Source organism: Paenibacillus sp. OK003 (assembly GCF_900109515.1).
Taxonomy (GTDB): Bacteria; Bacillota; Bacilli; order Paenibacillales; family Paenibacillaceae; genus Paenibacillus; species Paenibacillus marchantiae.
Genome location: NZ_FOBD01000008.1, coordinates 135188 through 160866 on the forward strand (window position 1 = coordinate 135188; position 25679 = coordinate 160866).

Genomic DNA, 25679 nt, shown 5'->3' on the forward strand with positions numbered 1-25679 from the left:
TGTTGCTCTACTGTTATTATTATCTTACGCTTAACATGCTTAACATGCTTACAATCTAGAATCTACGCGGCAACAAGTGCTCCAAAATCGACTTCAAATCCCGATCTTCCTTATAAACCTCTTCCCCGGTATCAAGCTCTGTTACCCGGATATAATCAAAATTCATCGACGCATCCACAGGTTTAAACAACAATTGGCTCTCGTCTTCCAGACGTACGTTGAATCCCATATCCTTGAACATCGTTGTTAACTGGCTATTCGCCGGTTCCTGACCTTGCCCTACCATAATTAATCCTCTAAGACTTTTACGTTCCTGAGGTTGCGGATAAATGACCTGAAAGTGTACAATGCATTCCATAAGATGGTTCCCCTTTCGTTTAAAACATACTTTGTGAAATTTAGAACTTTAAAACTTGATATATAAGGAGATACGTATCATGACCCCAGAACGTTTCGATATTTACGACGATCAGCAAAATTGGATCGGTACAGAGCTTCGAAGTGTGGTCCATGCCAAAGGATTCTGGCACCGTTCATTCCACTGCTGGATCGTGCGGGACGAAGGTTCACAGCGGTTGGTTCTATTTCAGCGAAGACGGGATATCAAGGATACCTTCCCCGGATGTTACGACATTACAGCAGCAGGGCATCTCACTGCCGGCGAACAGCTGCATGAAGCCAGTCGTGAGCTTGAGGAAGAACTGGGCGTGCAAGCACCTTTTGAAACGCTGACCTACCTTTTGACGGCAAGACAGCAACTTGAAGGGCAGGTTCGCGGTGTACCTTTTATCGATCGGGAATTCAGCTCCGTCTTTGGGCTGTGCTTGAACCAGCCTCTCGAAGCCTATACCTTGCAGGCAAGCGAAGTCGACAGCCTATACGAAGTACCTTTGGATGACCTGATTGCCTTGTTCCGTGGTGAAACCCATGTAATTCAAGCCACAGGAGTGCAAGCCGTGCAGTCAGCGTCCGATCAGGTGGATCAGGTAAATGGAAACTCTGTTCCTCTTCCCGTTCAAGCACGTCACATGCGTGAAATTAGAGCAGCCGAGTTCGTGCCACACGGTACGGAATATTATATCGATGTACTTGAAGCGTTAGTTCACTTGCCCAAAAACGAACGAATTTTGCCTATGATAAAGTGACGTTCATAGCTTCATTTTCTCAAAAATAGCATGAATTCATACCCTATTACATTAGCTCAACAGGGAGCATTTGCTGTGATGAACATCACTGCTTCTGTTAACTAGCATGAAGAGGCGTCTGCCTCATGGCAACGCCTGCTTCCTTTAATCATGTATTTTGGAGTTCATACTCACTCTGAAGGTACAGACCAATAACGTGCTGAGAGGTGTTGGTATCGAGGTCCGTAACGAGACTCCAGTTCATCGCCCATGTCTTGCTCCAGCTCATACAACACTAATTCCTGAGCAAAATGATTCAGCAGCAGTCCAGTCATAACCGGATGTTCTGTCACCATCGCCTGAGTCGCGCAAGATTCTCCGCGCATCCCTAACATACACCAACGACGATCGACCACTAAAGAGAACTTCCGGCCATTCCCAGCGCCGAATGAAGGCAAACCAGGCCACGGAGCGGGCTGATCCATAATACCCTCTCCACCATCACATGACCATAACAGGCGCACGCCTCGGTCTTCGGCACGCTGCAAGTCGGCACGCAACAGCTCTGCTTCCTCACGCCACACGTCCACCACAATCTCATGTTTGGCTTCAGCCAGTTCCCGGCTCAGGTTTTCAAATACATTTTTGTCGCCTTCAATGTTGTAAAAGACCGGCTTCTCCGGCTCATGCTGCGGCATACTGCTCTGCACATATTCAAGAGATGCGCGCATCTGACCGGAGATCATGCTTGTCATCTCCTCAGGCTTCAAGACGCTGTATTTCGCAGGTTCTCCTGCGCTGCAACGCAGGAATCCCCGCTGTTCCAGCCGTTGCAGGGTGGCATATACATTGGAACGGGACACACCCAGCCTTTTCGCAACCTCATATCCCGAGGCCGAGCCTTGGCGAGCGAGTTCCACCATAATTTTAGATTCCATCTCGGTAAACCCCAGATGACGCAAATGATGCAGCAGTTGGTCCATATTCCCGTCCCCCCATGCTGTAAGCAACCAGCGCTGCCACACAATGATTCAGCAGCGCGTCTACTGCATCAGATCAGATCTGTTCTGCTCCGCAGCGTGGGCACCATTTCGAACCTTTAGGCAGCTCTGCTGCACAAATCTGACAATTCACCATTTCTCGTGGCACTTCAGTCTGTACGTCCACCGTGTCTACAATCGGATTATTTTCTTTCCAGTACCTAATGCGCTCATCCAGCTCCTGCTGGCGCTCACGCTCCCGTTGCATTTCTTCATCCCGACGGCGTTCCCACTCGGCATCGAAGGCTTCCTTTTCCTCTTGGGTAAACTCCGTACTGTTATACTCGGATTCGGTCTCCAGGTCCGCAATGGACGGAATTACCGTGTGATACGGCTCAGCTTCCTCCAGTTCCTCTTCAGCAGGCGCATCATAGATTGGTCGCTCCTGGCTTTGGGCCACGGCTGCTTCCTGTCTCGCAGGGTTTGTCGCCCCTACAGATGCTGCTGCGGGTTTGAATTCACCCAACTTGCGTCCGCATTTCGGACAGAAGTTGGCGTCCAGTGAAGCGACGTGTCCACACTCGCATAAGCGTTCATTTTTGAGTTGTGCAATCTTGTTTCGCAGACCATCAATCTCATCCTGCAATTCATCGCACAGCCCCGATAGATCCACCATCTCTTTTTCGGCACGCGTCATGTCCTTTGCCCGATAACCTTCATAGAAGATACGACCCATATCTGTAAAATGGACTTCCTGTTCCTGCTGCAAGCCCACAATCTGATTATTTATTTTTCCGATCTCAACGGCGTGCTGGGCACGCTCTGTTGCTTTGTTTGCTCCGTTCTTAATTCGCTGAAGCAGTTTCATGACTTCTCCTCCTCTGTCCCGTCAGAGTTGAACCTTTTGATTCAACACCCATTTGTTCCAAAACCCATTTTCATTTGATTTTTTATAGTATATAACTTATACGATATCATGCCAAAAAGTTGCGAAATCTCGCGTGAATGCCCGTTTTCTGCCGATGCTGGATGAATTCGGGGGCTTTCGTCAGGACCATACGTTCGGGTATAATGAAGCTTTGGCCCTGCTGATCCGCCTACTTGGGCGGTTATCCCTATCATACCAATTTACAATGCGATTGTGAAAAGGGCAAATGAATTACTTTTAAGCCGGGATAGTCCTATCCCTGAATGCATATAGAGGTGGATGAATGATGTTAAGTCCGAACTCAACGTTTTACCCCCGTCCGCTCGGGGTTACCCCGGCGGCATCCCTGCCACAATCTCCCTCAGCTCCGCTGGAAACCAGTAGACAGCTCGTGGGCAGCGATGAACGGGATGCGCCTTATTTCCGCTCTCTGGAAGAGGTGGGCATCCGTCTGAACGGACCCCAGATCTCAGCGGTTCGCCACGGCAAAGGACCCCTGCTGACTCTCGCAGGAGCTGGCTGCGGCAAAACAACCGTACTGGCTGCACGAGCTGGCTACCTGATGGAGGTTGGTGGTGCTCACGCGGGAAGCATCCTGCTGGTGACGTTCACAAACAAAGCTGCCACTGAGATGAAAGACCGCATCGCATCGCTGCCTGGCATTCGTCCCGCAGCCGCACGAGCGGTGCAGGCCCGTACATTCCACTCGTTCGCGTTGACGCTGCTGCGTCATTACGGCGTGCAGGAGGAGATTTTTGGCGAGTCCCGTGCGCAGCATACGGTGCTCAAGATGCTCCTGCGCCAGAATGGCATGAGTGAGGCGTTTCAACCTGAGAGTCTGCTAGCCATGCTGTCCGCTTGGAAAATGCAAGGCTCAGAGACGAGCGATCTTCCTGAAAAATCACAGGAGGAACGGGATGCCAAACGTGTTCTCCTTGGTTATGAAGCATGGAAGCGGGATCGCAACAAAATGGATTTTGATGATATTTTGCTGCGAGCCGCCGCTCTGCTTCGTGATCCTGCTGTACTGGGGCCGCTTCAGCAGCGTTTCCAGTACATCATGGTCGATGAGTTCCAGGATACGAACAGTCTGCAATATGAAATTGTACAAAAGCTGGCTGCCGCCCACCGCAACCTGATGGTTGTGGGAGACGATGACCAGACGATCTATACGTTTAATGGGGCACGGCAGGAATCCATTTTGGAATTCGATAAAGTTTACCCCGGTGCACGCATCGTGACGCTGGATATCAACTACCGCAGCGATGCGCGTATTCTGGGACTGGGCAGTGAATTGGTCGCCCGGAACAAACGAAGACGTGACAAGCGGCTGCGCGCAGCCGGACATCGCGGTGATGCGCCCCGGTTCGCAACCCCCTCCAATGCCGAGGAAGAAGCAGCTTGGGTTGTTAACCAGTTGTGTCAGCAAGTTGAGGAAGGTCTGCATACGTATCGGGATATCGCGATCCTGCACCGGACAGCCAGCAGCAGTCGGGCTATATTTGAGCAGCTTGTGTTGAAAGATGTGCCGTTTGTACAACACGGCGCTTCCCCGGTCTTCTATGACCAGTCACTGATTCGACCGTTGATGGATCATATGCGCTTGTCTCTGAATCCACGTGCTGCAGATGCTCTGCCGAGTGCGCTTGGGCCTCTCTATGTATCCCGCGATGCCGGACTGGAGTGGATTCAGCGCAGTGAAGAGCAGCAGGCGAAGAAATATCCGCTCATCCATCTGGCCAAATGGGACAAGCTGAAGCCTTTTCAGCAGGAACAGGTCAAGGAACGCATCAAGCTGATCAAATCGCTGACGAAGCTGAAACCGGTGATCGCGATCCAGGAGATGCGCCGCCAGTTTTACGACAAGTATATGGAAAGCGGTGATCCCAGCATCTTTACTCACTATAAGGAAACGATGCTGGAGACACTAGACGAATTCGAAGCGGCGGCCAAAAAATTCGAAACCGTTGAAGAGTTCATCCAATTCGCCGATGAACTGTCCCGCAGACACCGCGAGATGGAATCACTGCGCCGTTCTCAGGACAGCGATGCAGTCCAACTGATGACGATTCACCGGGCCAAGGGACTTGAATTCCCATGTGTATACTGGATCGGGGCCAGCGAAGGAATCGTGCCTCACAGCACGGCACTGCGGCAGGATATCCCTGAAGACCAGAAGGCTGCTCTTACGGTGCAGCAGACCGATGCCGAACTGGACATGGCTCTGGAAGAGGAGCGACGTCTCGCCTATGTCGCAATCACACGGGCCAAACAGTATTTATACATCACTTCTCCCGCCAGTCATCACGGAAAACCGGCGGACGTTTCCCGCTTTCTGCTGGAGGCCTTCGGCATGGAGGTACCAGACAAACGCAAAAACCGCGAGGAAAGCCCGACTGGCAATCACGCGTCATACGGCATCGGTAGCAGCTTCTGGAAGGGTAACGGGAACACGAATGGTAAAGCTAACGGCAATGAGAGTAGAACTAGAAGTGGAAATGCAGCATACGCCCGTTCAGGTTCGCGGCCGCAGGGACGGGATGCAGTGAGTCCAGTTCAGCGTGGTGCAGATCTACGAAGTGCAGATCAGCGCAGCGCGATCCGTCAAAGTGATCAGCGTGATTTTGAAGTACTCGATGAACGAGACGAGGATCGTCTCAGTGAGCGGCGCGGCAGCGGGGTGATTCGCAATCACACGGCGTTCAGCACCACAGGTGTAAGTCAGACCGCTTCGTCCTCCAGCAGTTCGGGGTCGCATTCCTCAGGTGCAGAACGCACGGAGACCGTAGCGATCTGGAAGTGCAGCTCGTCCACCTGCAAAGCGTGGCTGCGCCAAAAACCGGATGGTGCTTCTGCCAAGCCATCCAAAAAGGCGACCTCTGGTCCTCCGGCTTGTCCGCTATGTTCAGGCACCATGGAGGCCAGCACCCGGAAGGTTCCCGTGACCGGGCGGTTCGGAAGATAAACCCGGATACTCTAATGAATAAAATAGGTAAACGAGTGCCATTCGTTTCAGGACGCTTCCTGCTGTTTATTAACAGTAGAAGCGTCTTTTTTCCATTTTAGAATGGAGGTTGGATTATGCAGGACGGCAAAAAGCATTACTATGTATCGGTAACCCATAATCTTATTGAACAGACCAAGAACGAATCAACTCCGTTTGAAGTCATGGTGAACGATGAACAGTTAAATCGGCTGAAAGACCTGATGAAAGTGCTGGAGGATGAAGATGCTTATACATTGCAACGAGCTCCGGTACCCTACAAATCGGCGGATCATGACGAGGCTACAGAACAATTCTCAGATGGCATGACGTTGCTGTACACGTTTCTTTACGACCATGGCACTCCGGATACCCGGCAGGCGATTGAAAGCATGAACGTACTTTCGCGGCTGCAAGATACAGATTATGATGATCCGGGGTATGAGAACTCACCGCTGAATAAATGAACTTTTTTCACAAAGACTTCCTCGCTCCGATGAAACCAGACGACCTGTCTGCTTCAGGAGTGGTGGGAGTCTTTTTTATAAATTTAACTCCAATAGTATCATTATTAATACTATAAACCAAAAATGATACTACTGTTTATTTTTGATATTATGATATATGTTTATATATATTTTTATATATATAAACTTATTTCTGCGAGGAGGATAACTATAGCGATGGAAAATCCAATCATGATGAAAGCGTTCGGATATTACGAGCCTGGGTCAGAGACTGACATACCGCCATTTCAGGAGGTAGAAGTGGAGAAACCCAAACCTACAGGTCAGGATTTACTCGTTGAGGTGAAGGCGGTGTCTGTTAATCCGACGGATTGGAGATCGCATCTTTCCAAACATCCGGACGATTTATCCCTGACCGTGCCTGGTCGTGATGTAGCGGGTGTGGTAGTGGACATTGGCTCCGATTGCCATTTGTTCAACGTTGGTGACGAGGTGTATTATGCAGGGAGCAACATGCGCCCAGGCGGACACAGTGAGTTTCATTTAGTGGATGAACGAATTGTAGGCAAAAAGCCGAAAAATCTGGATTTCGCCCAGGCGGCAGCTTTACCTCTGACAAGCCTTACGGCAGGAGAAGCTTTTTATGAACGCTTGGGCATTTCCAGAAATGCATCGGATAATGAGGGTAAAAGTATGCTTATTATCGGGGCAGCGGGAGGCGTCGGATCGATTGCTACTCAATTAGCCAAGCTCGCTGGACTTAAAGTTATAGCAACTGCCTCTCGTCCCGAATCAGTCTCTTGGGTAAAATCAAACGGAGCAGACCATGTGATCAACCATCATCAACCATTTGGACCACAACTTAAAGATCTCGGACTCGCTGGTGTACAATATATTTTCGTGCTAAATCATATAGATGAGCATATGGATGAGATGGCAGAAGTTATTTTGCCGCAAGGAAAAATTTGCTCCATTCTACCCTTCGAAAAACCAGCCCAACTTCAAAAGTTATTCTCAAAAAGCGTAACACTCGTTTGGGAAATGATGTTCACCCGTCCGATGTTCCAGACAGATGATATGATTGAACAACATCTTCTACTTAATGAAATTGCAGATCTAGTGGATGCGGGCAAGATTCATACAACGATGGCCGAGCGGATTAAACCTATTAATGCAGCTAACCTGCTGGAAGCCTACCGAAAGAGCAAATCAGGCACTGCGATTGGCAAAATCGTGTTGGAAGGGTTTGAAAATTAAATGTACATCCGTTTCGTCTGATCACGATCAATGAATCTACCAAAGGGTGTTGTCTCTCCATTGATAAGATGGAGAAACAACACCCTTTAACACCACGTTAGATTCAATCTCTATATCAGTCCAGACGGATCTCCCGGCCCTTTTCGGCTGACTCGTAGATTCCGCATAACATCCTTGTCGAAGCCACACCATCCGCAATGGGACTAATGGGCTCGGTACCATTCAGACAGCAATCCACAAAGTGATCAATCTGGTTCTGGAAGGCGCCGTGAATATCTAGACCTTTATAGTCAGTCTGAGGTTCAATGTTCAGAATCGTATTGTGTTTCTCGGTGACAATTAGCGTCTCGGGCTCCAGCTCAAACCCACCACGCTCGCCGTACAATCGGACTGAAGATTCTTCCCCACGTGCATGCAGGGTAAAGCTCACATCTACCGCCAAAGAAGCCCCATTCTCGAAGCGGATCAGCGCATTCGCCATATCCTCCACATTGTTGACAGCGGAACTGTAATCTGCGGCTTTGTAAAAAGAAAGATGCTCGATATGGGCACGATTGCCCAGTTTTCGATACGTATTGCCACTCACCGAAACAGGTTTCGGTTTGCCCATCAGGTACCAGCATTGGTCGATAATATGTACGCCAAGATCAATGAGCGGGCCACCGCCGGAACGGTTTTTGTCCGCAAACCATCCTCCAGGATTTCCCAAGCGACGCAGGATAGAGGCTTTGGCATAGTACAACTCACCAAACTCACCCGCATCAATGAAACTGCGCATCATCTGCATATTGTTGTCATAACGACGCACAAAGCCCACGATAAAGGTACATCCGCTTTTCTTCACCGCCTCTTCAATCCGCAGCGCATCTTCCACATTGGTTGCTACCGGTTTTTCCAGCAGCACATGTTTACCTGCCTCCAGGGCAGCGATCGCAAATTCGGCATGCGTATTATTCCATGTACAGATACTAACGGCATCCACATGCGGATCCTTCAGCATCTCGCGATAATCGGTGTAGACTGTTTGTGCATCATACTTCTCAGCAGCCGCGGCTGCACGCTGTTCGTTCAAGTCACAGATGGCGTAAATGACGGCATTCTCGTTCTTGGCATAACACCTCATATGAAGATCCGAGATGGAGCCTGTGCCGATCATGCCAATATGCAGCATTTTGCTCGTGGTCATCTTCTTCCTCCCTTCCTTTTCCAGAACATGAATATCGTCTAGTCTGCCCGGAGCATGCCTTTGTAAATCCCTGGGGTTGAATTTTCGATCTTCACGGCCCCCAGAGTCTGAGCATAGAAATCAACGGGTCCCGCCGATCCAATAATCGCGTATGCGTAACCATCTGCCTTCATGGCGTGCATACAGGCCAGCAGCAGTGCTGTACCAACACCTTTGCCCCGTGCCTCCTGACCAACACCCGTTGGACCAAAAAAATTACGACACGTTGCTTCATAACAAGCGAAGCCGATCATTTTCCCATGCTCAATTGCAATATAACAAGTCACGGGTTGACGTGCAAAAGCTACATCACATTCATCCACCCAGGGCTGGCTAAAATGGGATCTCACCCAATCCAGCACAACCTGCTTCTCTGGTGCGATGGCTCTTCGGATGACAATGGAGGACTCCTCCAACTTCTTCAGTCCACTCTCTTGCTCTGGCAAATGGTAAAGCGCAACCAACATATCACTCATATGATTACCCCCCTCCTCATATTTGGACGTACCACACCCCCATGTAATCCAGGGTTAATTCAAAGTCTGAATCACACGTTCTCCACTCATTGATCCTTAACCGCATCCTGCTTCTTATAACCGGCAATGTGGTCTGTTTTTCAAATAATAGACTAACATGCTGCTCACATTATTTACCTCAAAGTGCAACACTGGACGAAGTTGTCCCGTCTATAAGGTTGGAACGTGGCCTTACTAGGAGTTTACCGCGTCATAACCAAGATGAGAAGGGATGAAATCAACGATGAACAACAACATGAAAAAAGTTAGCGCCCTGATGGTCCTGTCCTTGGCCCTGGGCGGGGGAGCGGCATACGCAGCAAACCTGGACAGCATTCAGCCCATCAATTCAACTTCCGTATCAGCCGATAGCAAAGGAACTGAAGCTGTAAAAGTATCTGTGAACGGTGCAACGATGGCTGACGGATATTGGAACAAGGATGGTCAAGAACCCATGATCGCGCTGCGTGATCTCACAGAAGCTCTTGGCATTGAACTGAAATGGAACAAGGAAAACAAATCTGCTGAGCTGACAAAGGGTACCCTCTGGACAATCGTTACCACAGGCAAAGACCAGTATTCAGTTAATAAAATGCTGCTTAAGCTGGGAACAGCGCCTGAGATCACAAATGGCACACTGTTTGTACCCGCTTCTTTTGCAGATAAAGTACTGCACGCACAAGTGAATACAACAGGTAACCAAGTAACCATCTCCAGTGAAGAGGATGTGAAAACCGTTACTGAGCGTGGGGTCATTACGGGAATTAACAGTGAAGGCAAATATCAATCCATCCATATCGGCGGTGCAGGTACAGATGGTATCGTCCTTAATGTTGGTGAAGATACCGTGTTCAAATCCGCGGATGGCAAAGATATCAAGCTTACTGATCTGACCATTGGCATAAACGTGGAAGCTGAGCATTCAGAGATTGCAACCCTCAGTTTACCGCCTCAAACACCTACTTACAAAGTCACTGTACTGGATACTGCTGCTTCGGAATCCGAAGCACAACCCAAAGAAGTTCTGGGTACAGCAGGCACGATTGAAAATGTAAAAACAACAGAAGATCATGGTACTCAGATCGAGATCTCCGGCTCCCGTCTGACAGAGACAGCACCTGACCATGTTATCCTTAACATTAGCAAAGATACAAAACTGGTGAATCATCAAGGGGAAACGATCAAACCAGAGGAACTGACCAAAGGGGCCAAAGTGATTGGTTTCTATAGCCCGGTCCTGACTCGCAGCCTGCCTCCAATCGGAACGGCTTGGAAAGTAGTAATCGAAACACCAGCCGATCAACCTGAAGCGAAATAAGCTGCCAGAAAAGAAGGCTAGCCTTCTTTATGCGTAGAGCACAGCAGATCTAGACCACACTATATTAATGCAGAAATAACCTTATCCCACGATCCTCCTTCATGGAGGTTGGGGTAAGGTTATTTCTCGATCCTGCATTTATATATATATGTACGTAATAGCTCTATTCCGTTATTGTTATTTCGGCATCCACTTCAGCTTCTGCTTCAACAATCGCTTCTACCTCAATCTCTACCATCAGCAAAGGATCAATGAGTGCACTAACCTCCACCATCGTAGCGACAGGCTGGATCTGACCAAAAAATTCACCATGAGCCTTGCCCACTTCTTCCCACCGGGAAATGTCAGTAACAAACATGCGGGTTCTCACGACATGAGACATGTCTGCCCCCAATTCTTTCAGTGCATTTTCGATGGTCTGCAAAATAAATCTCGTCTGTGCATATGGATCACCTGCTCCAACCACAACACCATCCTGCATGGCTGTAGTACCCGCAACCTCAATGCGGTTGCCAACACGAATGGCACGGCAATATCCTACAAGTGGCTCCCATGGAGAACCGGTAAACACCTGCTGTCTGTTCATTCTGCTTCCCCTCGCTTTACATGTGATTTGGACTCCTGATTAAACATGAATTATATCAGCCTGCCGACCTGCTGAACAAGCAAATAAAATAGGATATAACTGAATTTAGCTCAAACCAAAAAGCCCCTGGAGTGATCTCCCGTGCCTTGGACAAGGGTGAATCATTCAGGGGCTCTATGAAATTGAGATCCTAGTCTTCAATCAAAAGATGAAGCACCAGGCTTACAGCTTGATATTAGCCTCATCAAAGTATTCTTCAAGTGTCAGTCCACTTTTCACAACATCAGGAGCCAGATCAGTGCCGACATAGCGAATATGCCATGGCTCGTACACATAGCCGGTTATCCCTTCCTCACCTTTTGGATAACGGATGATGAACCCATATTCTGCTGCATGCTCAGCCAACCACTGGCCTTCTTTCGATGTGCCAAACACCTCTTCTATGGCGTTGCCTACACTTGGACTGGAAACGTCAATCGCTAGTCCGGTCTGATGTTCGCTGTGGCCTGGCACAGAGCTAACACGATCCGTGTATTCTTGACCTTTGGTTTTGACATTGTTGTTATAGATTGAAACCTGACGCTGATAAGAACGATATCCAGATACCGCACGAAGCTCAATGTCGTCCGCTTTGGCACCGGCGAACAGCTTCTCCAACGCCTCAGCAGCTTCCTTGCGCATATGGCGCTTTTCATGCGGCCCGTCGAAGGAAAACGGTACGTTAGGCTCAACCAGATCATCCGGCTCATATCCTTCTGGCAAGCTGCGCTGTTTGTTAACGATCACTGTCATCGCTTCTGAATTGGTCACTACCGCTTGTGCATCAATCGTCGTTTGCAGCGCGCTAATGCTGCGTTTCTCCATTAGGGGATCCTCTGCTGTGGCTCCATTGCCTGCGTCAGAAGAACCCTCTCCCCCAGTTGAAGCATCGCCGGAACCACTATCCGTATCATCATTGTTATTGTCCGAAGATGAGCTGTCATCCCCACCTGTGTTATTGCCATCCTTGCCAGTATCCTCAGTCAAATGAACCGTGGTACCGTCCGACTCTTGCTGTGCGCTTCCTGCTGCGTTCAGATTCTGGTTCTCCTCTGAGCCCGAACCGTCCTGGCAAGCGGATAACAAAGCTCCGCATATCATAAGTGAGGACAGCATAACCGCAACTTGGCGCTGTCGTCCTGTACGTAATTTCATGTAAAAACTCCTATCGCATAGTAATAATGATTGCAGTATTCGTGCATGTGGGCTTGTCTTCCCCTGCGACAGTATACCTTAAATTGCAGCGAAGCTCCACCGGTAAAGACCTCCTTGAGAGGAGGTCATCCTAAAGATATGCCGGGTGTACAGCTTGTACGGTCGTTTTTTGGACTTTTAGAGCCCTATCCCAAGGTTCAACGCCATAGAAGCGAATTAGAAATGTATATATCCATTTTGGATAAAAAGAATTATGCCGATGCACATCACAAACAAGCGGGGGATGATCTGAGATCTCCCCCGCTCGCAATGGTGCATCATTTGGTTGCCGGGCTGTCCTTCTTCTTCTTTTGGACAGCCTCCCACATCCGCGCAGCTACGCGCTCGCGGATCAATGCCAGCCCTGCGGTGGCAGGCACGCCTGGCAGCAGCGCCGCCAGTTCCGGCGTTGCCGGGGGTTTCCCCGGCTGCGCCAGCCGCACCTTCACGGCGCCGAAGCCAGGCCCCGGCTGGTGCATGGCGCCGTCCGCGGCTGCCTCGGCGATCCACTCGCCGACGGCTGCGCCGCCTTCGCCGCCCCGCGCCTGCGGGCGGCCGGCCGTTTCGGCTGCGCGGCCGGGGCCGCTGGGATCATGGGCGAGTTCCTCCGCCCATGATCCCAGCACGCCGGCGAGCAGCGCTTCGCGCGGCAGGCCGGCGTGCGCCAGCTGCAGCAGCGGCTCGGCCGCGAAGCGCGCGGCAACGGCGCGCTCAGCGGCCGCGGCATGCGCGCAGCCCGTGCGGCCGCAGGTGCACGCCGCTGCGCCGCCCGCGCTCAGCGAGCCGCCAGCGGCTGCCGTGCCCGGCACGGCCTCGCTTGGCGCATGCCGCGGCAGCAGCCCGGCGAGCTCCGCCGGGGCAGGGCCGCCGCGCAGCAGCGCGTACAGCGCGAGCGGACGCTTGCGCAGCTGTGCCAGCACAGCCTCGCGTTCAGCTTCACTGAGCTGTGGCAGCGTGCCTGTTACCGTGAACAAGTCTTCGGCTGATTCATTCTTGCCTGGGGCGGCTAATGCCTCTTTGCTTGCATCAACCACCGCACTTACTTCTGCTGTCCATCCACCGGGGGACATATGCAGCTCTACATTCCATTTTTCGCTCACAACAATCCCCCTTCCTATGATTACACTCTTCATGTATGTGAGTGTGTATCTATATATGTTTAACTAAACATTTACACAATAACGGAGAGGACAGAAATAACCTGAAGAAGCAAAGCGTTCGCCTTTATCCCCGGATTTCCCCTTTTATAAAGGAATTAAAGAAATCTGGGGATAACAGCGATCGGAAGGTTGTTCTGTCATCGGAGTGCCAGTGTAAATATTCATTAGTTGAACTTATATAGCAACTTACAGCCATGTCTCGCCCTGAAGCGAGATCAGACCGCGCAGTTCATCATCCGACATCTCGGTCAACCAGTTTTCACCGGAACCGACCACTTGCTCAGAAAGTGCCTTTTTACTCTCAATCAGCTCATCAATCCGTTCCTCCAGGGTTCCCTGACAGATCAGCTTATGCACCTGTACGTTTCGATTCTGCCCAATCCGGAATACCCGGTCTGTCGCCTGATTCTCCACCGCAGGATTCCACCACCGGTCGTAGTGAACGACGTGACTGGCACGCGTCAGATTCAGGCCCACACCTCCGGCACGAAGAGACAGGACAAACAAGGATGGACCCTCCCCTTTTTGGAAGGTTTCCACCATATCATCCCTTTGCGACTTCGAAACACCGCCATGCAGGAAATACGGTTCTTCCTCATACCTTTGTGTAAGCCGGGATACGAGCAGTTCCCCCATCGCCACATACTGAGTGAAAATCAGCGCCGACTCCCCGTTGTCACGGATTGCATCCACCAATTCCAGAAGACGTTCCATTTTGCCGGATGCCTCAGCCTTGCCATGTTCCTTCCGGCTGCTGTCCGCCAGCACCGGATGATCACAGATTTGCTTCAGCTTGGTCAGGGATGACAACACTATTCCCTTACGAGCGATACCGTTTCGTCCATCCAATCCGCCCATCAGATCATCCACCACCCGCTGATACAGAACGGTCTGCTCTGGTGTCAGGGAACAATAGGATTTCAGTTCCAGCTTCTCCGGCAGATCCTTGCGGATATCCGGATCACTTTTCAGTCTGCGCAGCATAAAGGGCGATACAAGCCGATGAAGCTCACGCAAAGAAGCTGCATTTTCTTCGGATGGGCCCAGTCCGGTATAGCGCTGGCGGAATGAAGAAGCCGTACCCAGATACCCCGGATTGAGGAATTGGAAAATGGACCACAGCTCGCTTAGTCGATTCTCCACTGGCGTACCCGTCATCGCAATGCGATGCGGCGTAGACAGACGCATCACGCTTTGCGCTTGCTTTGTACGGTAATTTTTAATATATTGCGCCTCATCCAGCACAACGGTAGACCAGTGCAACGAAGCCAGATCCGGGCCATCCCGGCCAGCCAGATGATAGGTCGTCAGCACAATATCATGGGACTGCGCTTCTGCCTGGAAGGCATTGCCGTGCAACCGTTGTCCGCCATGGTGAATATATAACGACAGATTCGGGGCAAACCGCTTCAGCTCACGCTGCCAGTTCCCAAGCAGCGAGGTAGGACACACAATAAGTGCAGGCAGATGCGCATCATGCACATGCGGCTGTACACCGTTCGCTGACTCTTCCTCCATCCCCATAAACGCTTCGTGCTCACGTGCTTCCTCCGCCGCGGCTTGCTGTTCCTCATGTTTCAAGTCCAGCAGGCAGGTAATAACCTGAATTGTTTTCCCCAGTCCCATATCATCGGCAAGACATACTCCGAACCCAAGCTCACGCATGGCGGATAACCATTGGTACCCCCGCTCTTGATAGGGTCTCAACTCGCCATGCAGCTCTGCCGGAACCTGACGAGGCTCAATACTGCGGAGCACCTGTCCGTCGAGCAAAAAGGACAGTAGCCCTTCGGATTCCGCCCCAAAGACGGAAAGTCCCTTCCATGCCGTATCTTCGCCTTCTTCCGCTGCCAGATGCAGCCATTCGGAGAGTGGCATATATTGTTCTTCTTCTTTTTTCATATAACGCAGAACCTGGCGAATTTCTTTTGTATCCACTTCAATCCATTCGCCGCGGAACATCACATAAGGCACCGTTGCTTCTGCAAGGGCAGCCAGCTCCTCCGCCGTAACCGGTTTGCCGTCCAGCATCGGTTCCGCCTTGAAGGCAACCAACTGCTCCATGCCCAGTGCAGACGGGGCTCCAACCGGTCTTTCTATTCCACGATTGAGCATTTGCAGACGTAGTCCAGCGCGGCGTTTCCCTGCGCGGCTCCAGCGGGAAGGCATCAACACGGTTACTCCCGCCTTCTGCAGACGAGGCACAGCATAGGTCAGAAATTCAAAAAAGGCTTGCTGTTCCAGCTTCATTCCTTCCGGTCGTGCATGAAGAAGCGCCGTTTCCAGCTCCGGTGCCAGTTCTGATGCATGCCCCAGCGCCATCAGGAGCTGTTCTGCAGCTGATATATAACGTACTTTGCCTCGGTCCAGATCTCGTTCAGGATGCGCCCAGATCGTACGTGCAGGCAATCTCAGCCCAGATTCCTGCACACTGTCCGCCCAGAAGGTAATCCCCCACAATGATTCATGATCACCAAGGGGCGGTTCCAGCCGCAGTACCAGCTTCAGCTCACCTTCCGTGGGAGCCGTTTCTTCACTGCCTACCACGGGTTTCGCTGTACCGCCAGCTTCTTGCAGCGTTACAATGAGTTCTGCCATTTCCTCCGTAGGTCCCTGCACCGTCACCGGGCGGAACATCGAGATCAGACTATTCCACCACAGCTCTGCTACCGGAGAAGAGCCACGCCGGAAAGGCGTACGGTAACGAGACAGCTCACTGTCCATGCTTTCCATCTCACCCGTGACAACCGCATGAACCATTCCGCTCATAAATGAAAATAATACAGCTGCTCCCGCTTCCTCCCGTGATTCCGGTTCAGAAGATGCGTATGCTCCGGGTGCAGACAATCCGATCGGCGGCATGGATTCCGCCAATTCCCGGAATCGTTCCACATCCGCTTCCTGCAACAAACGTGGACGCCATACGCCCGTCAGTGTTTCCTGTCCGGTGCGCCGACGCGCACCCGTCTTGGCCGCAAACTCAGCGGATGGAGCAAATTCTCCACGCAGCAGCAGTTCCTGTGTAAACTGTGCTGCTTTTACCCAGTAGCGAATCTCTTCTCCGGCCTGAATTCCTGCCGCATTCAATATACTGTCGTCCCAATGGAGCAGCAGCTTGAATGTATCTTTGGGCGAGATTGCCAGCCCCTCCAACGTCCGTCCGAGCAATTGGCGTCGCTTCGTACCCTTCGCTTCCGCGGCATTACGCATCGGATTGGGCCAACGAAGCTCCGCAAGACGCAGAGCGGCAGGCTGAAACAGACGACCCCCGTCGCCAAAATTCAGCTTCCGTACCACGTGGCTCCACGCATCCACACGTGGCTCCGATGTTTCACCGGAAAAACAAAAAAATACGTCACCAAGCCATACTCCATACAGCGATTGCATCATTACAGTCTCCCGTCATCCCTTCGCATTGTTACTCTCCATCATATACGAAAATGCTCGGATTTAAAAACGTTTACGCATAAAAAGTGCTACATCACTTCGAAAAACCATCTTCAAACCACTTCATACTATATTATGTATGGCTGTTAAAAGGTGAAACACACCACGTCATTGCATTCAACGATAAGGTGATCACACTAAAAATGCCCCTCGTCCCCAAAAAGGGGTAAGGAGCATTATCAAATCAAGCGGATATGTGTTTTGTATATAACATTTCAGCGTTGCGTTTACTGTGATTTGGTTAAATTACCGAGCAATACATCCAAATTAAGAATACCCGCCTCATGATCGGCATTGTGTGCGATTTCCTTGAATATTCCCGCTGTGTAACGACGATATTCTTCCGTAGGCTCTTCGAACCGATCATACATCACCACGGAATCGACGGAATCGACGACGAGCGGTACATAAGCGTCGTGGTACGGCACAACAATGATACGCGTGGAAGGTGTAGGCTCCTCGTCAGGCATGCCGAGCAGGACGCGTACACTTACAACAGAGACCACTTTGCCGTACAAGGGCGTGAAACCCTTAATCTCAGGACTGCCAAAAGGAACGGTGGTTACAGGGAGCATTTTGATAATTTCATGAACTTCATCAATACGAAGCGCACAAATCTGATTTCCGACCGAAAAATTAATATATTGAACTTGAACTTCCTCATCCATAAATGTTTTCATACCCTTCTTGTCTTCAGTTTCATAAGAAGCTTTTTATAGTCATCTTGATCATGAATCATTACATTTCATGTTGCATTCTCTGTGTTTATATCGGTTGAAGCGAGATAAATTTTTACCCATTTCTCAATATGTAGTTTCTATCGTCAGAAATAAGAGCAGCAGAGAAGATAAAAAAAGAAAAATGCAAACAGAGCTCCAAGTAAACTGGAGTTTTGTTTGCATTTTTTGAACGTATTTTCCAGTTCGAAAGATCACTCTAATACAAATGACACGCCACCTGGCGTCCTGGTGAAATCTCAAGCAGCTCCGGGATCACGGAGCGGCATTCGTCCTTCACATACGGACAACGGGTATGAAACGTGCAGCCGGACGGCGGATTTTCCGGATTGGGCACATCGCCGCCCAGGACAATGCGTTCCTTTTGCACATTCGGATCAGGAACCGGAACAGCGGACATCAATGCTTTGGTATATGGATGCAGCGCTTCGGTGAACAGTTCGGAGGTGGGTGCAAGCTCGACCACTTTGCCCAGATACATGACAGCCACACGATCACTGATGAACTTAACGACGGACAGGTCATGAGAGATGAACATATACGTCAGTCCGAATTGTTCCTGTAGATCCTGCATCAAGTTCAGCACCTGTGCCTGAATGGACACATCCAGCGCTGACACTGGCTCGTCACACACAATGAATTTGGGATTCAAAGCGAGAGCACGGGCAATCCCGATCCGTTGCCGTTGTCCACCCGAGAACTCGTGCGGAAAGCGGTGTGCCTGATAGGGGGATAATCCGACCACTTCCATCAGTTCTTCGATTCGGCTTTTCAACTCGTTTTTTTTCAGATTATGGTGGGTGAGCAGCGGCTCCTCCAGTGTGCGCTGTACCGTCCAGCGGGGATCAAGTGAGGCGTACGGGTCCTGGAACACCATCTGCATATCCGTTCTGAAACGGCGCAGCTCTTCTGGCGGAAGCTTCCGTAAATCCTTGCCTTCGAAGAACACCTCGCCATCCGTCGGTTCAATCAGGCGCAGAATGGCACGCCCCGTGGTGGATTTTCCGCAACCGGACTCTCCAACCACGGCGAGTGTTTCCCCGCGCTCCACAGACAACGTTACACCATCGACGGCTTTGACGGCACCGACCTGTTTGGAGAACAGGCCTTTGCGGATAGGATAATGCTTTTTGAGGTTTCTGACTTCCAATATCGCACTCATATAATCCCCTCCTGTTGCAGCAGACAGCGGCAGCTGTGGCTTGGTGCTGTCTCCAGTAATTCGGGCTGTATCGTCTCGCACCGTGCTTCCTTCACCGGACAACGAGGAGCAAAACGACAGCCGGACGGCATATGGGCCGGATTCGGCACCTGACCTGGAATGGATTGAAGACGATCCTGATCCCCTGCAAGCTGCGGCAGCGAAGCGAGTAGACCGCGAGTATATGGATGCTTGGGATCGGCAAAAAGGGTTTTGACATCCGTCTCTTCCACCACTTGTCCGGCATACATCACCATGACGCGATCACACATCTCAGCTACAACACCGAGATCATGGGTGATCATCATGATTGCCATATTCTCCGTCCGCTGGAGGTCACGCATCAAGTCCAGAATCTGTGCCTGGATGGTCACATCCAGGGCTGTTGTTGGTTCATCCGCGATGAGCAACTGCGGGCTGCATACCATCGCCATGGCGATCATCACCCGCTGGCGCATGCCACCTGAGAGCTGGTGCGGGTATTGTTCTGCAATTTTGTCAGGACGGGGAATTCCGACTTTGCGAAGCATATCAACCGACCGTGCCCAAGCCTCTTTTTTGCCCAGCTTCAGATGGTATCGCGCCGCTTCGGAGATTTGTTTGCCGATTTTGAATACCGGATTGAGCGAGGTCATCGGCTCCTGAAAGATCATGGCCATTCGGTTACCCCGAATTCGGCGAATTTCTCGCCCGGACAGCTTAAGCATGTCTTTCCCCTGGAAACGGACCTCCCCTGAAGCCACGCGGCCGATCTTTTTGGGGAGCAGCTGCATGATTGATAACGAAGTAATACTTTTCCCGCATCCCGATTCTCCGACAATACCCAGCGTTTCACCCTGCCGTATGGAAAGACTGATCCCGTCCACGGCGCGGATCACGCCTGCATCCGTGATGAACTCTGTCCGCAAATCCGAAACTTCGAGCAGTTCAGTCATGTTGTTCCCCTCCCATGCCATTACGTTCTGAGCCTTTAGCTTTGCTCCTTCTCAAAAAAATTAACGCTTGGACGTCGTGGCTTCTTCGGAAGCCGGACTCTTCGAATTCTTCAATGACGTTTCATCTTTCATACCTTCCACGCCCAAATATTTAAGCGCGCTCAGCGCGTACACTTTGGCGCACTGGATAATCTGCCATACGGGTGCTTTTTCGTTAAAATTATGAATTGTGGACAGCTCTGCCGGACCATATTGCAATACCGGAATCTGATGATTACGGAAGTGGCGTGCATCGCTGGATGCCCATTGCAGCACACCATATGCCTCTTCACCGCTCACTTCACTGATGCTCTCCACCAATTGGCTCACGATTGGTTCATGCGCTGGAGTCCAGTTTGCGTTGCCCTGGAAGCCAAACGGCTTCAGCTCCGATTCTATTCCTGCTTCAAGCAGAAGCGAGCGAGCACGGTCCAATACATCGCGGTAATCCACACCAAATGGAACACGGGAGTCCACCTGAACAGTGCACCGATCCGCTACCACATTCACTTTGGTTCCACCCTGAATCGAACCGATATTCACCGTGACATGGTCGAACACCTGATAGGCCAGACCTGCCTTCTCCCGATCACGCGCATACTCCTGCGAGATGCGGATAATATCCTTCACCTCTTCCGGGATGTCTGGCTTGATGTCCCACAGCCGCTGCAATGCTTCAATGCCTTTAGCTGCCTTCACAATTGCATTATCACCTACAATGGGTTGAAGACTGCCATGACCCGGTGTTCCTTCCACCGTAAATTCAAACCAGCAGCTTCCCTTTTGTCCAATGGTTGGATGCTGCGGGCTGGACGGCTCTGCAATGACTGCCGCCGTACCGGTTGCAAGACCACGTTCCAGAACCCATGGTACCCCCAGGTCACCGCCTGTTTCTTCATCCGGAACAATCATCAGCGACAGATCTCCACGCAAAGGTACACCCAGCTTCGCCAGAATAACCGTCGCAAAGATTAAGCCAGCAAGTCCGCCTTTCATGTCGGATGCCCCGCGTCCCAGCATATATCCGTCCTTGATTTCACCGCAGAACGGATCAAAATCCCAACGGGAAAGATCCCCGGCTGGCACAACGTCGGTATGACCACAGAAAATCAGATGTTTGTCTGACTTGTCTGCCCCTTCTCCGTTCAACGTGGAGATCAGGTTAAACATCGTCTCCGTTGCCGCATGTACTTTGGTGTCGATTCCGGCCTGATGCAGATATTCCATAATAAAAGCACTAATCTCACGCGAATCCCCTGGAGGGTTCTCCGTCGGAAAACGAATCAATTGTGAACAGAGCTCCAGTAGTTCGTCCTGGCCCTCCTCGATCGCATCAAGTACCTTCCTTTTCCAATCCATCCTGTTCAGGCTCCTTTCAATATGGGCTGTATTGTGGTCCGTACGAATCGTCAGAAGACAGGCATGATTGCCTGTCCCCCAGATCGTCCGTTCGTTTACTGCTCTTTGCTAAGCGGGTAGAAACGCAGAACCTCATCCGGGTAATACACGTATCCGCTGACCTTGTTATTCATGCCGACAACCCGGTTGTATTCGTATAGATACGCCCATGGCGCTTCTGTCGTAATAATCTCCTGTGCCTTCATGTATAGCTCGTTGCGTTTTGCCTGATCCGGTTCGGCACCTGCTTCTTCCCACAGCTTGTTAACTTCCGCATTGTTGTAATGAATGTAGTTGGAAGAGCCTTTGCCATAGAGCAGGAAGCCCAGATGGTACCCAGGGTCGTTAACAAATGAAGTCCATTTGGAGATGTAAGAGACTAAATTCCCTTCTTTTTGCTGTTCCAGGAACTGTGCACGAGCGACTTTGTTAATGTTCATTTTGACACCGATCTTGGCCAGCTCTGCTTGAATCAGAACCGCATCATACTCCCAGTCGTCAAAGCCGGAACCGAGGGTAAAGTCAAAGCTGAACCCTTCCGCATAACCCGCTTCTTTCAACAATGCCTTGGCTTTGTCCAGATTGTACTCGTACACATAGCCTGCATCCGTAAAGCCCGGTGTGTTACTTGCTACAGCACTTTTCATCTCTTTGGCTTGACCGTACATAACATCGTTAATCAATTGATCATAAGGGATCGCATAGTTGATGGCCTGACGCACTTTTTCATTATCAAACGGTTTGACATTGTTGTTCATCGCGAAGAACAAAATGCGGTTACTCGCATTCGACTTGATGGTCAAATCACTGTTCTCCTGCAAAGCTGCAACATCTTTGGGAGGAATCTCGATCGCCATGTCCACGTCACTCTTGTTCAGCAGCAGAACACGGTTGGAGGCTTCCTTCGTGAATTTCAGCGTGACTTTGCTGAGCTTCGGTGCACCCTGCCAGTAGTCGTTGTTGGCCTGGAAGACTGCTTCACTGGCCGGGTCCCATTTTTCAAGCGTGAACGGGCCTGATCCGGCAGCATTGGTTTTCAGATAATCGTCACCTTTTTCCTCGACCAGCTTCTGGTCCACAATGGAGAAGGTATACATGGCAATGATCTGGGTGAACATGTGGTTTGCTTTATTCAGTACGATCTCAACGGTGGAGTCGTCCTTGGCGGTCACGCTCTTGATGTCGGCCATTCCGTATAGAAAGCTGCCGGAGCTGGACTTCGCCACACGGTCAAAAGAGTACACAACCGCATCCGCATTGACCGGATTTCCACTTTGGAATTTCAGACCGCTTTTGATTTTGAATGTATAGATGGTATTGTCATCAGACACTTCCCAGCTCTCGGCGAGCATCGGCTGAATATCCTCCGTGTTGGCTACGTCAGCACCATCCACTGTTTTGACACCATAGGTTACCAACTGGTCATAGGTTGCCAGTACCAATGTGTCCGAGGTCAGATCATTCGCCTCCGCCGGGTCCATCGTGGTTCCACCCTCAGAGTAAGCAACCGTCAGTGTAGGCGCGGGTTTTGTTTCCTCTCCTGAGCCTGATGCCGCAGGCTGCTGGTTGGCATTACTGGCACAGCCACCAAGAACAACGGTAAGAGCAATCATTGCAGAAAACCATTTGAGCTTTTTCATGTTTAGTTTCCTCCCCTTTTTTGAACCAGTCTTATGATGTGAAACTGTAAAACGTTGCAGCTTTTATTAGACAAAGTAAATGTGTGGACCAGTACCCCGGAAAGTAACTAACTGATATTCCTGATACCAACCGCAGCAGCATTCAATCTGCCTACTGCCGGTGATGGAACCTTGCCTGCCTTTATTTCAGGCATTCCCCGCAAGTTGGTTCCACCATCCAGCTATCTATGAATCGGTTCTATAGGGACCGATGACACTAACCCCTATTTTCCCGAACGCAACCTTGGGTCCAGCACATCACGGAAACCATCTCCGAGCAGGTTAAAGCCAAGAATAGATGTGGCAATAGCCAGTCCAGGGAATGTCACGAGCCACCATTGTCCGGAAATAATATACTCCCGGCCTTCAGAGATCATGGCCCCCCATTCGGCTGTAGGCGGTTTGACGCCAAGACCGAGAAAGCTCAAACTGGATGCCGTCAGGATAGCAAAGCCCATACCGAGCGTGGCTTGTACCAACAGCGGTGCCAAAGCATTCGGCAAAATGTGGCGAAACAGAATCACTCTGTCCCTCACTCCAATGGCTCTGCTGGCTTCCACGTATTCCTTTTCGCGCAGGGATACGGTCTGCCCATACATCAATCTGGCAAATTCGGGAATGCCTACAATCCCTACAGCAATCATGGCACTCGTCAGTCCGTTGCCGATGGAAGCCGCAATGGCCATGGAGAGTACCAGCGAAGGAAATGCAAGCAATACATCCATCACCCGCATGATAATATTGCCAGTACGTCCACCGTAGTAAGCAGCAATTCCACCCAGCGGAACTCCGATCACAAACGAAATGCTGACGGCAATCAAGCCTGTCCAGATGCTGATTCTGGCGCCATACAGAACACGACTCAGAATGTCCCGGCCATAGTTATCCGTACCAAACCAGTGACCACCTGACGGGGATTCCAGCTTCACAGCCGTATTCGTCACGTACGGATCATACGGGGCAATCCAGGGAGCAATCGCTGCGATGACAGTCCACATCACGATAAAGGCCAGACCAATGGCAGCGAGCCGATTGCGAAGCAACAATCTCAGAAAGGTTTTGGGTTTGGGAACAACCGCTGGTGTTGGTTTGGTTCCCATGGAAGTCGGTGCGGCAGTACTCACAGCGGTACTCCTCCTTTCGCGGCGACCCTATTCATAACGGATTCGTGGATCAATCAATCCATAGACCAGATCCACCGCCAGATTTATAAAGCTGAACAGAATGGCACTTACCAGTGTGAAGGCCTGAATTGGTGCATAATCAGCAGCCAGAATCGAATCTGTGACATAACCGCCGACGCCAGGCCAGGAAAAGATGGTTTCCGTGATGACCGCACCACCGAGTAATCCGCCAAACTGAAGGCCAAGAACGGTCAACGTGGGAATCAGCGCATTGATCAGGGAGTGTTTGCCAACAACCGCAGTTTCGCTCAAGCCCTTGGCTCGTGCGGTACGCACATAATCCTGTCCGATGACTTCCAGCATGCTGGACCTGGTCATACGCGCCACAATCGCCATTGTCCCTGTGCTCAGGCAGATGGCCGGGAGCAGCAAATGTGCAAGACTGCTTTTGAGTGCAACCATATCTCCGGTCATCAGACTGTCTACGACATACAATCCGGTGATATGCGTCGGTGGGTTGAGGTCTCCGCTGATGCGTCCCATTGGAGCCGGAGCCCAGCCGAGGATGGAATAGAAGAGGTAAATAAACAGCAGGCCCAGCCAGAAAATCGGTACACATGCTCCAATCAGTGAGAACACCCTGGAGATGTGGTCGATAAAGGACTCTTTTCGAGTTGCAGCGATAATGCCTACCGGAATGGCAACACAGATGGCTATAATCACACTGGCCAACGTTAGCTCAATGGTTGCCGGAAAGCGGGTAGCGAAGTCACTCAGCACCGTATGACCGGTATGGTAGGCGAATCCCAGATTCCCTTGAAGCAACTGTCCCACGTAACTAAAAAACTGTACAAATAATGGCTTGTCCAATCCCATGTCCATTCGGATTTTGGCAATGACATCATCCGTGGCCTGTTCGCCAGCCATGACAATGGCGGGATCTCCCGGAAGAACGCGGGACAGGATGAAGGTAATCACCACAATGCCGATCAGCGCCGGAATCATCTGCAGCAGCCTTCGGAGCGTGTAAGCAAACAATCGATCAACCCCTTTAACTCTGATGTCTCACTTGCTGTTTTACGGTTCTCTGTGGACGGCCCAGTCTTGAAAACTTGTCTGTTTATCCGTCTCTTCTTTGTAATTGTGCTTATTTTACCTAGAATCCGAGCGTCGAACTACGTCCCTTTTAGCTAAAAAAAAGCACAACCGTTTGTCGATTGTGCACTAATGTCTCCTATTTATGTCATGTTAAATTACACATTAAGACATAGTTCGCTATTTTTCGACCTATATCTACCATATCATGCATTGTTGATTTTGCTGTAGAAGCAAGTATCCGATTG

General features: G+C 50.7%; 21 protein-coding genes. 5 read left to right on the plus strand and 16 right to left on the minus strand.

The window, feature by feature from the left end; all coding sequences use genetic code 11:
• Nucleotides 1–55: 55 nt before the first annotated feature.
• Entirely contained in the window at nucleotides 56–358 is a 303-nt protein-coding gene (locus BMW94_RS14220; protein ID WP_063567890.1) for a hypothetical protein, read from the minus strand.
• A gap of 79 nt (nucleotides 359–437) precedes the next feature.
• Between BMW94_RS14220 and BMW94_RS14225 the strand changes: the two genes are divergently transcribed.
• Nucleotides 438–1145 (plus strand): NUDIX hydrolase, encoded by a 708-nt coding sequence (locus BMW94_RS14225; RefSeq protein WP_090999301.1) that lies wholly within the window; start codon nucleotides 438–440, stop codon nucleotides 1143–1145.
• 170 nt (nucleotides 1146–1315) lie between these two features.
• Here the strand turns inward: BMW94_RS14225 and BMW94_RS14230 are convergent, their stop codons facing one another.
• Together BMW94_RS14230 and BMW94_RS14235 are read right to left on the minus strand one after the other, a co-directional pair.
• On the minus strand, nucleotides 1316–2107 hold the full coding sequence (locus tag BMW94_RS14230) for a TrmB family transcriptional regulator (RefSeq protein ID WP_090999303.1): 792 nt from the start codon (nucleotides 2105–2107) through the stop codon (nucleotides 1316–1318).
• Nucleotides 2108–2180: 73 nt separating this feature from the next.
• On the minus strand, nucleotides 2181–2972 hold the full coding sequence (locus BMW94_RS14235) for a zinc ribbon domain-containing protein (RefSeq protein WP_090999305.1): 792 nt from the start codon (nucleotides 2970–2972) through the stop codon (nucleotides 2181–2183).
• Between the two features lie 346 nt (nucleotides 2973–3318).
• Between BMW94_RS14235 and BMW94_RS14240 the strand changes: the two genes are divergently transcribed.
• The 3 genes from BMW94_RS14240 to BMW94_RS14250 all read left to right on the plus strand — a co-directional run bounded on the left by BMW94_RS14240 (nucleotide 3319) and on the right by BMW94_RS14250 (nucleotide 7739).
• Nucleotides 3319–5997, plus strand: coding sequence for a UvrD-helicase domain-containing protein (locus BMW94_RS14240; RefSeq protein WP_090999307.1), 2679 nt, complete (start codon nucleotides 3319–3321; stop codon nucleotides 5995–5997).
• 116 nt (nucleotides 5998–6113) lie between these two features.
• Nucleotides 6114–6482, plus strand: a complete 369-nt coding sequence (locus BMW94_RS14245) for a hypothetical protein (RefSeq protein ID WP_090999309.1) — start codon at nucleotides 6114–6116, stop codon at nucleotides 6480–6482.
• A 216-nt stretch (nucleotides 6483–6698) separates the two neighbouring features.
• On the plus strand, nucleotides 6699–7739 hold the full coding sequence (locus tag BMW94_RS14250) for a zinc-binding alcohol dehydrogenase family protein (RefSeq protein ID WP_254790237.1): 1041 nt from the start codon (nucleotides 6699–6701) through the stop codon (nucleotides 7737–7739).
• A 115-nt stretch (nucleotides 7740–7854) separates the two neighbouring features.
• Here BMW94_RS14250 and BMW94_RS14255 read toward each other — a convergent pair whose 3' ends face one another.
• Both BMW94_RS14255 and BMW94_RS14260 read right to left on the minus strand, forming a co-directional pair.
• The gene (locus BMW94_RS14255) at nucleotides 7855–8925 is read right to left on the minus strand and encodes a Gfo/Idh/MocA family protein (protein WP_090999310.1); all 1071 of its coding nucleotides are present in this window, start codon (nucleotides 8923–8925) and stop codon (nucleotides 7855–7857) included.
• A 38-nt stretch (nucleotides 8926–8963) separates the two neighbouring features.
• On the minus strand, nucleotides 8964–9440 hold the full coding sequence (locus BMW94_RS14260) for a GNAT family N-acetyltransferase (RefSeq protein WP_090999312.1): 477 nt from the start codon (nucleotides 9438–9440) through the stop codon (nucleotides 8964–8966).
• 283 nt (nucleotides 9441–9723) lie between these two features.
• Between BMW94_RS14260 and BMW94_RS14265 the strand changes: the two genes are divergently transcribed.
• Nucleotides 9724–10797, plus strand: coding sequence for a copper amine oxidase N-terminal domain-containing protein (locus BMW94_RS14265; protein WP_175480693.1), 1074 nt, complete (start codon nucleotides 9724–9726; stop codon nucleotides 10795–10797).
• A gap of 163 nt (nucleotides 10798–10960) precedes the next feature.
• On the opposite strand, the gene BMW94_RS14270 is transcribed toward BMW94_RS14265, so the two are convergent.
• The 11 genes from BMW94_RS14270 to BMW94_RS14320 form a co-directional block, all read right to left on the minus strand.
• Nucleotides 10961–11383: a RidA family protein gene (locus tag BMW94_RS14270; protein ID WP_090999316.1), complete on the minus strand. Its 423-nt coding sequence runs from the start codon at nucleotides 11381–11383 to the stop codon at nucleotides 10961–10963.
• A gap of 222 nt (nucleotides 11384–11605) precedes the next feature.
• Entirely contained in the window at nucleotides 11606–12577 is a 972-nt protein-coding gene (locus BMW94_RS14275) for a M15 family metallopeptidase (RefSeq protein ID WP_090999317.1), read from the minus strand.
• A gap of 317 nt (nucleotides 12578–12894) precedes the next feature.
• Nucleotides 12895–13716, minus strand: a complete 822-nt coding sequence (locus tag BMW94_RS14280; RefSeq protein ID WP_090999320.1) for a hypothetical protein — start codon at nucleotides 13714–13716, stop codon at nucleotides 12895–12897.
• Nucleotides 13717–13962: 246 nt separating this feature from the next.
• Nucleotides 13963–17166: a DEAD/DEAH box helicase gene (locus BMW94_RS14285; protein WP_090999321.1), complete on the minus strand. Its 3204-nt coding sequence runs from the start codon at nucleotides 17164–17166 to the stop codon at nucleotides 13963–13965.
• Between the two features lie 284 nt (nucleotides 17167–17450).
• The gene (locus tag BMW94_RS14290; RefSeq protein ID WP_090999323.1) at nucleotides 17451–17903 is read right to left on the minus strand and encodes a chemotaxis protein CheW; all 453 of its coding nucleotides are present in this window, start codon (nucleotides 17901–17903) and stop codon (nucleotides 17451–17453) included.
• Nucleotides 17904–18159: 256 nt separating this feature from the next.
• Entirely contained in the window at nucleotides 18160–19122 is a 963-nt protein-coding gene (locus tag BMW94_RS14295) for an ABC transporter ATP-binding protein (RefSeq protein ID WP_090999325.1), read from the minus strand.
• Nucleotides 19119–20096 (minus strand): ABC transporter ATP-binding protein, encoded by a 978-nt coding sequence (locus BMW94_RS14300; RefSeq protein ID WP_072734891.1) that lies wholly within the window; start codon nucleotides 20094–20096, stop codon nucleotides 19119–19121. The genes BMW94_RS14295 and BMW94_RS14300 overlap by 4 nt, the downstream gene beginning before the upstream one ends.
• Nucleotides 20097–20156: 60 nt before the next feature.
• The gene (locus BMW94_RS14305; RefSeq protein ID WP_254790238.1) at nucleotides 20157–21494 is read right to left on the minus strand and encodes a M20 family metallopeptidase; all 1338 of its coding nucleotides are present in this window, start codon (nucleotides 21492–21494) and stop codon (nucleotides 20157–20159) included.
• 95 nt (nucleotides 21495–21589) lie between these two features.
• Nucleotides 21590–23173, minus strand: coding sequence for an ABC transporter substrate-binding protein (locus BMW94_RS14310; protein ID WP_090999327.1), 1584 nt, complete (start codon nucleotides 23171–23173; stop codon nucleotides 21590–21592).
• 263 nt (nucleotides 23174–23436) lie between these two features.
• Nucleotides 23437–24312 carry an ABC transporter permease gene (locus BMW94_RS14315; protein ID WP_064642935.1) on the minus strand — a complete coding sequence of 292 codons (876 nt, stop codon included), beginning with the start codon at nucleotides 24310–24312 and terminating at the stop codon, nucleotides 23437–23439.
• 51 nt (nucleotides 24313–24363) lie between these two features.
• Nucleotides 24364–25374: an ABC transporter permease gene (locus BMW94_RS14320; RefSeq protein WP_175480694.1), complete on the minus strand. Its 1011-nt coding sequence runs from the start codon at nucleotides 25372–25374 to the stop codon at nucleotides 24364–24366.
• Between the last annotated feature and the right edge of the window lie 305 nt (nucleotides 25375–25679).

Bases quoted from the DNA above. Each gene is read 5' to 3' on its own strand.
- BMW94_RS14220 (WP_063567890.1), bottom strand. From the start codon at position 358: ATGGAATGCATTGTACACTTTCAGGTCATTTATCCGCAACCTCAGGAA.
- BMW94_RS14225 (WP_090999301.1), top strand. From the start codon at position 438: ATGACCCCAGAACGTTTCGATATTTACGACGATCAGCAAAATTGGATC.
- BMW94_RS14230 (WP_090999303.1), bottom strand. From the start codon at position 2,107: ATGGACCAACTGCTGCATCATTTGCGTCATCTGGGGTTTACCGAGATG.
- BMW94_RS14235 (WP_090999305.1), bottom strand. From the start codon at position 2,972: ATGAAACTGCTTCAGCGAATTAAGAACGGAGCAAACAAAGCAACAGAG.
- BMW94_RS14240 (WP_090999307.1), top strand. From the start codon at position 3,319: ATGTTAAGTCCGAACTCAACGTTTTACCCCCGTCCGCTCGGGGTTACC.
- BMW94_RS14245 (WP_090999309.1), top strand. From the start codon at position 6,114: ATGCAGGACGGCAAAAAGCATTACTATGTATCGGTAACCCATAATCTT.
- BMW94_RS14250 (WP_254790237.1), top strand. From the start codon at position 6,699: ATGGAAAATCCAATCATGATGAAAGCGTTCGGATATTACGAGCCTGGG.
- BMW94_RS14255 (WP_090999310.1), bottom strand. From the start codon at position 8,925: ATGACCACGAGCAAAATGCTGCATATTGGCATGATCGGCACAGGCTCC.
- BMW94_RS14260 (WP_090999312.1), bottom strand. From the start codon at position 9,440: ATGAGTGATATGTTGGTTGCGCTTTACCATTTGCCAGAGCAAGAGAGT.
- BMW94_RS14265 (WP_175480693.1), top strand. From the start codon at position 9,724: ATGAACAACAACATGAAAAAAGTTAGCGCCCTGATGGTCCTGTCCTTG.
- BMW94_RS14270 (WP_090999316.1), bottom strand. From the start codon at position 11,383: ATGAACAGACAGCAGGTGTTTACCGGTTCTCCATGGGAGCCACTTGTA.
- BMW94_RS14275 (WP_090999317.1), bottom strand. From the start codon at position 12,577: ATGAAATTACGTACAGGACGACAGCGCCAAGTTGCGGTTATGCTGTCC.
- BMW94_RS14285 (WP_090999321.1), bottom strand. From the start codon at position 17,166: ATGATGCAATCGCTGTATGGAGTATGGCTTGGTGACGTATTTTTTTGT.
- BMW94_RS14290 (WP_090999323.1), bottom strand. From the start codon at position 17,903: ATGAAAACATTTATGGATGAGGAAGTTCAAGTTCAATATATTAATTTT.
- BMW94_RS14295 (WP_090999325.1), bottom strand. From the start codon at position 19,122: ATGAGTGCGATATTGGAAGTCAGAAACCTCAAAAAGCATTATCCTATC.
- BMW94_RS14300 (WP_072734891.1), bottom strand. From the start codon at position 20,096: ATGACTGAACTGCTCGAAGTTTCGGATTTGCGGACAGAGTTCATCACG.
- BMW94_RS14305 (WP_254790238.1), bottom strand. From the start codon at position 21,494: ATGGATTGGAAAAGGAAGGTACTTGATGCGATCGAGGAGGGCCAGGAC.
- BMW94_RS14310 (WP_090999327.1), bottom strand. From the start codon at position 23,173: ATGAAAAAGCTCAAATGGTTTTCTGCAATGATTGCTCTTACCGTTGTT.
- BMW94_RS14315 (WP_064642935.1), bottom strand. From the start codon at position 24,312: ATGGGAACCAAACCAACACCAGCGGTTGTTCCCAAACCCAAAACCTTT.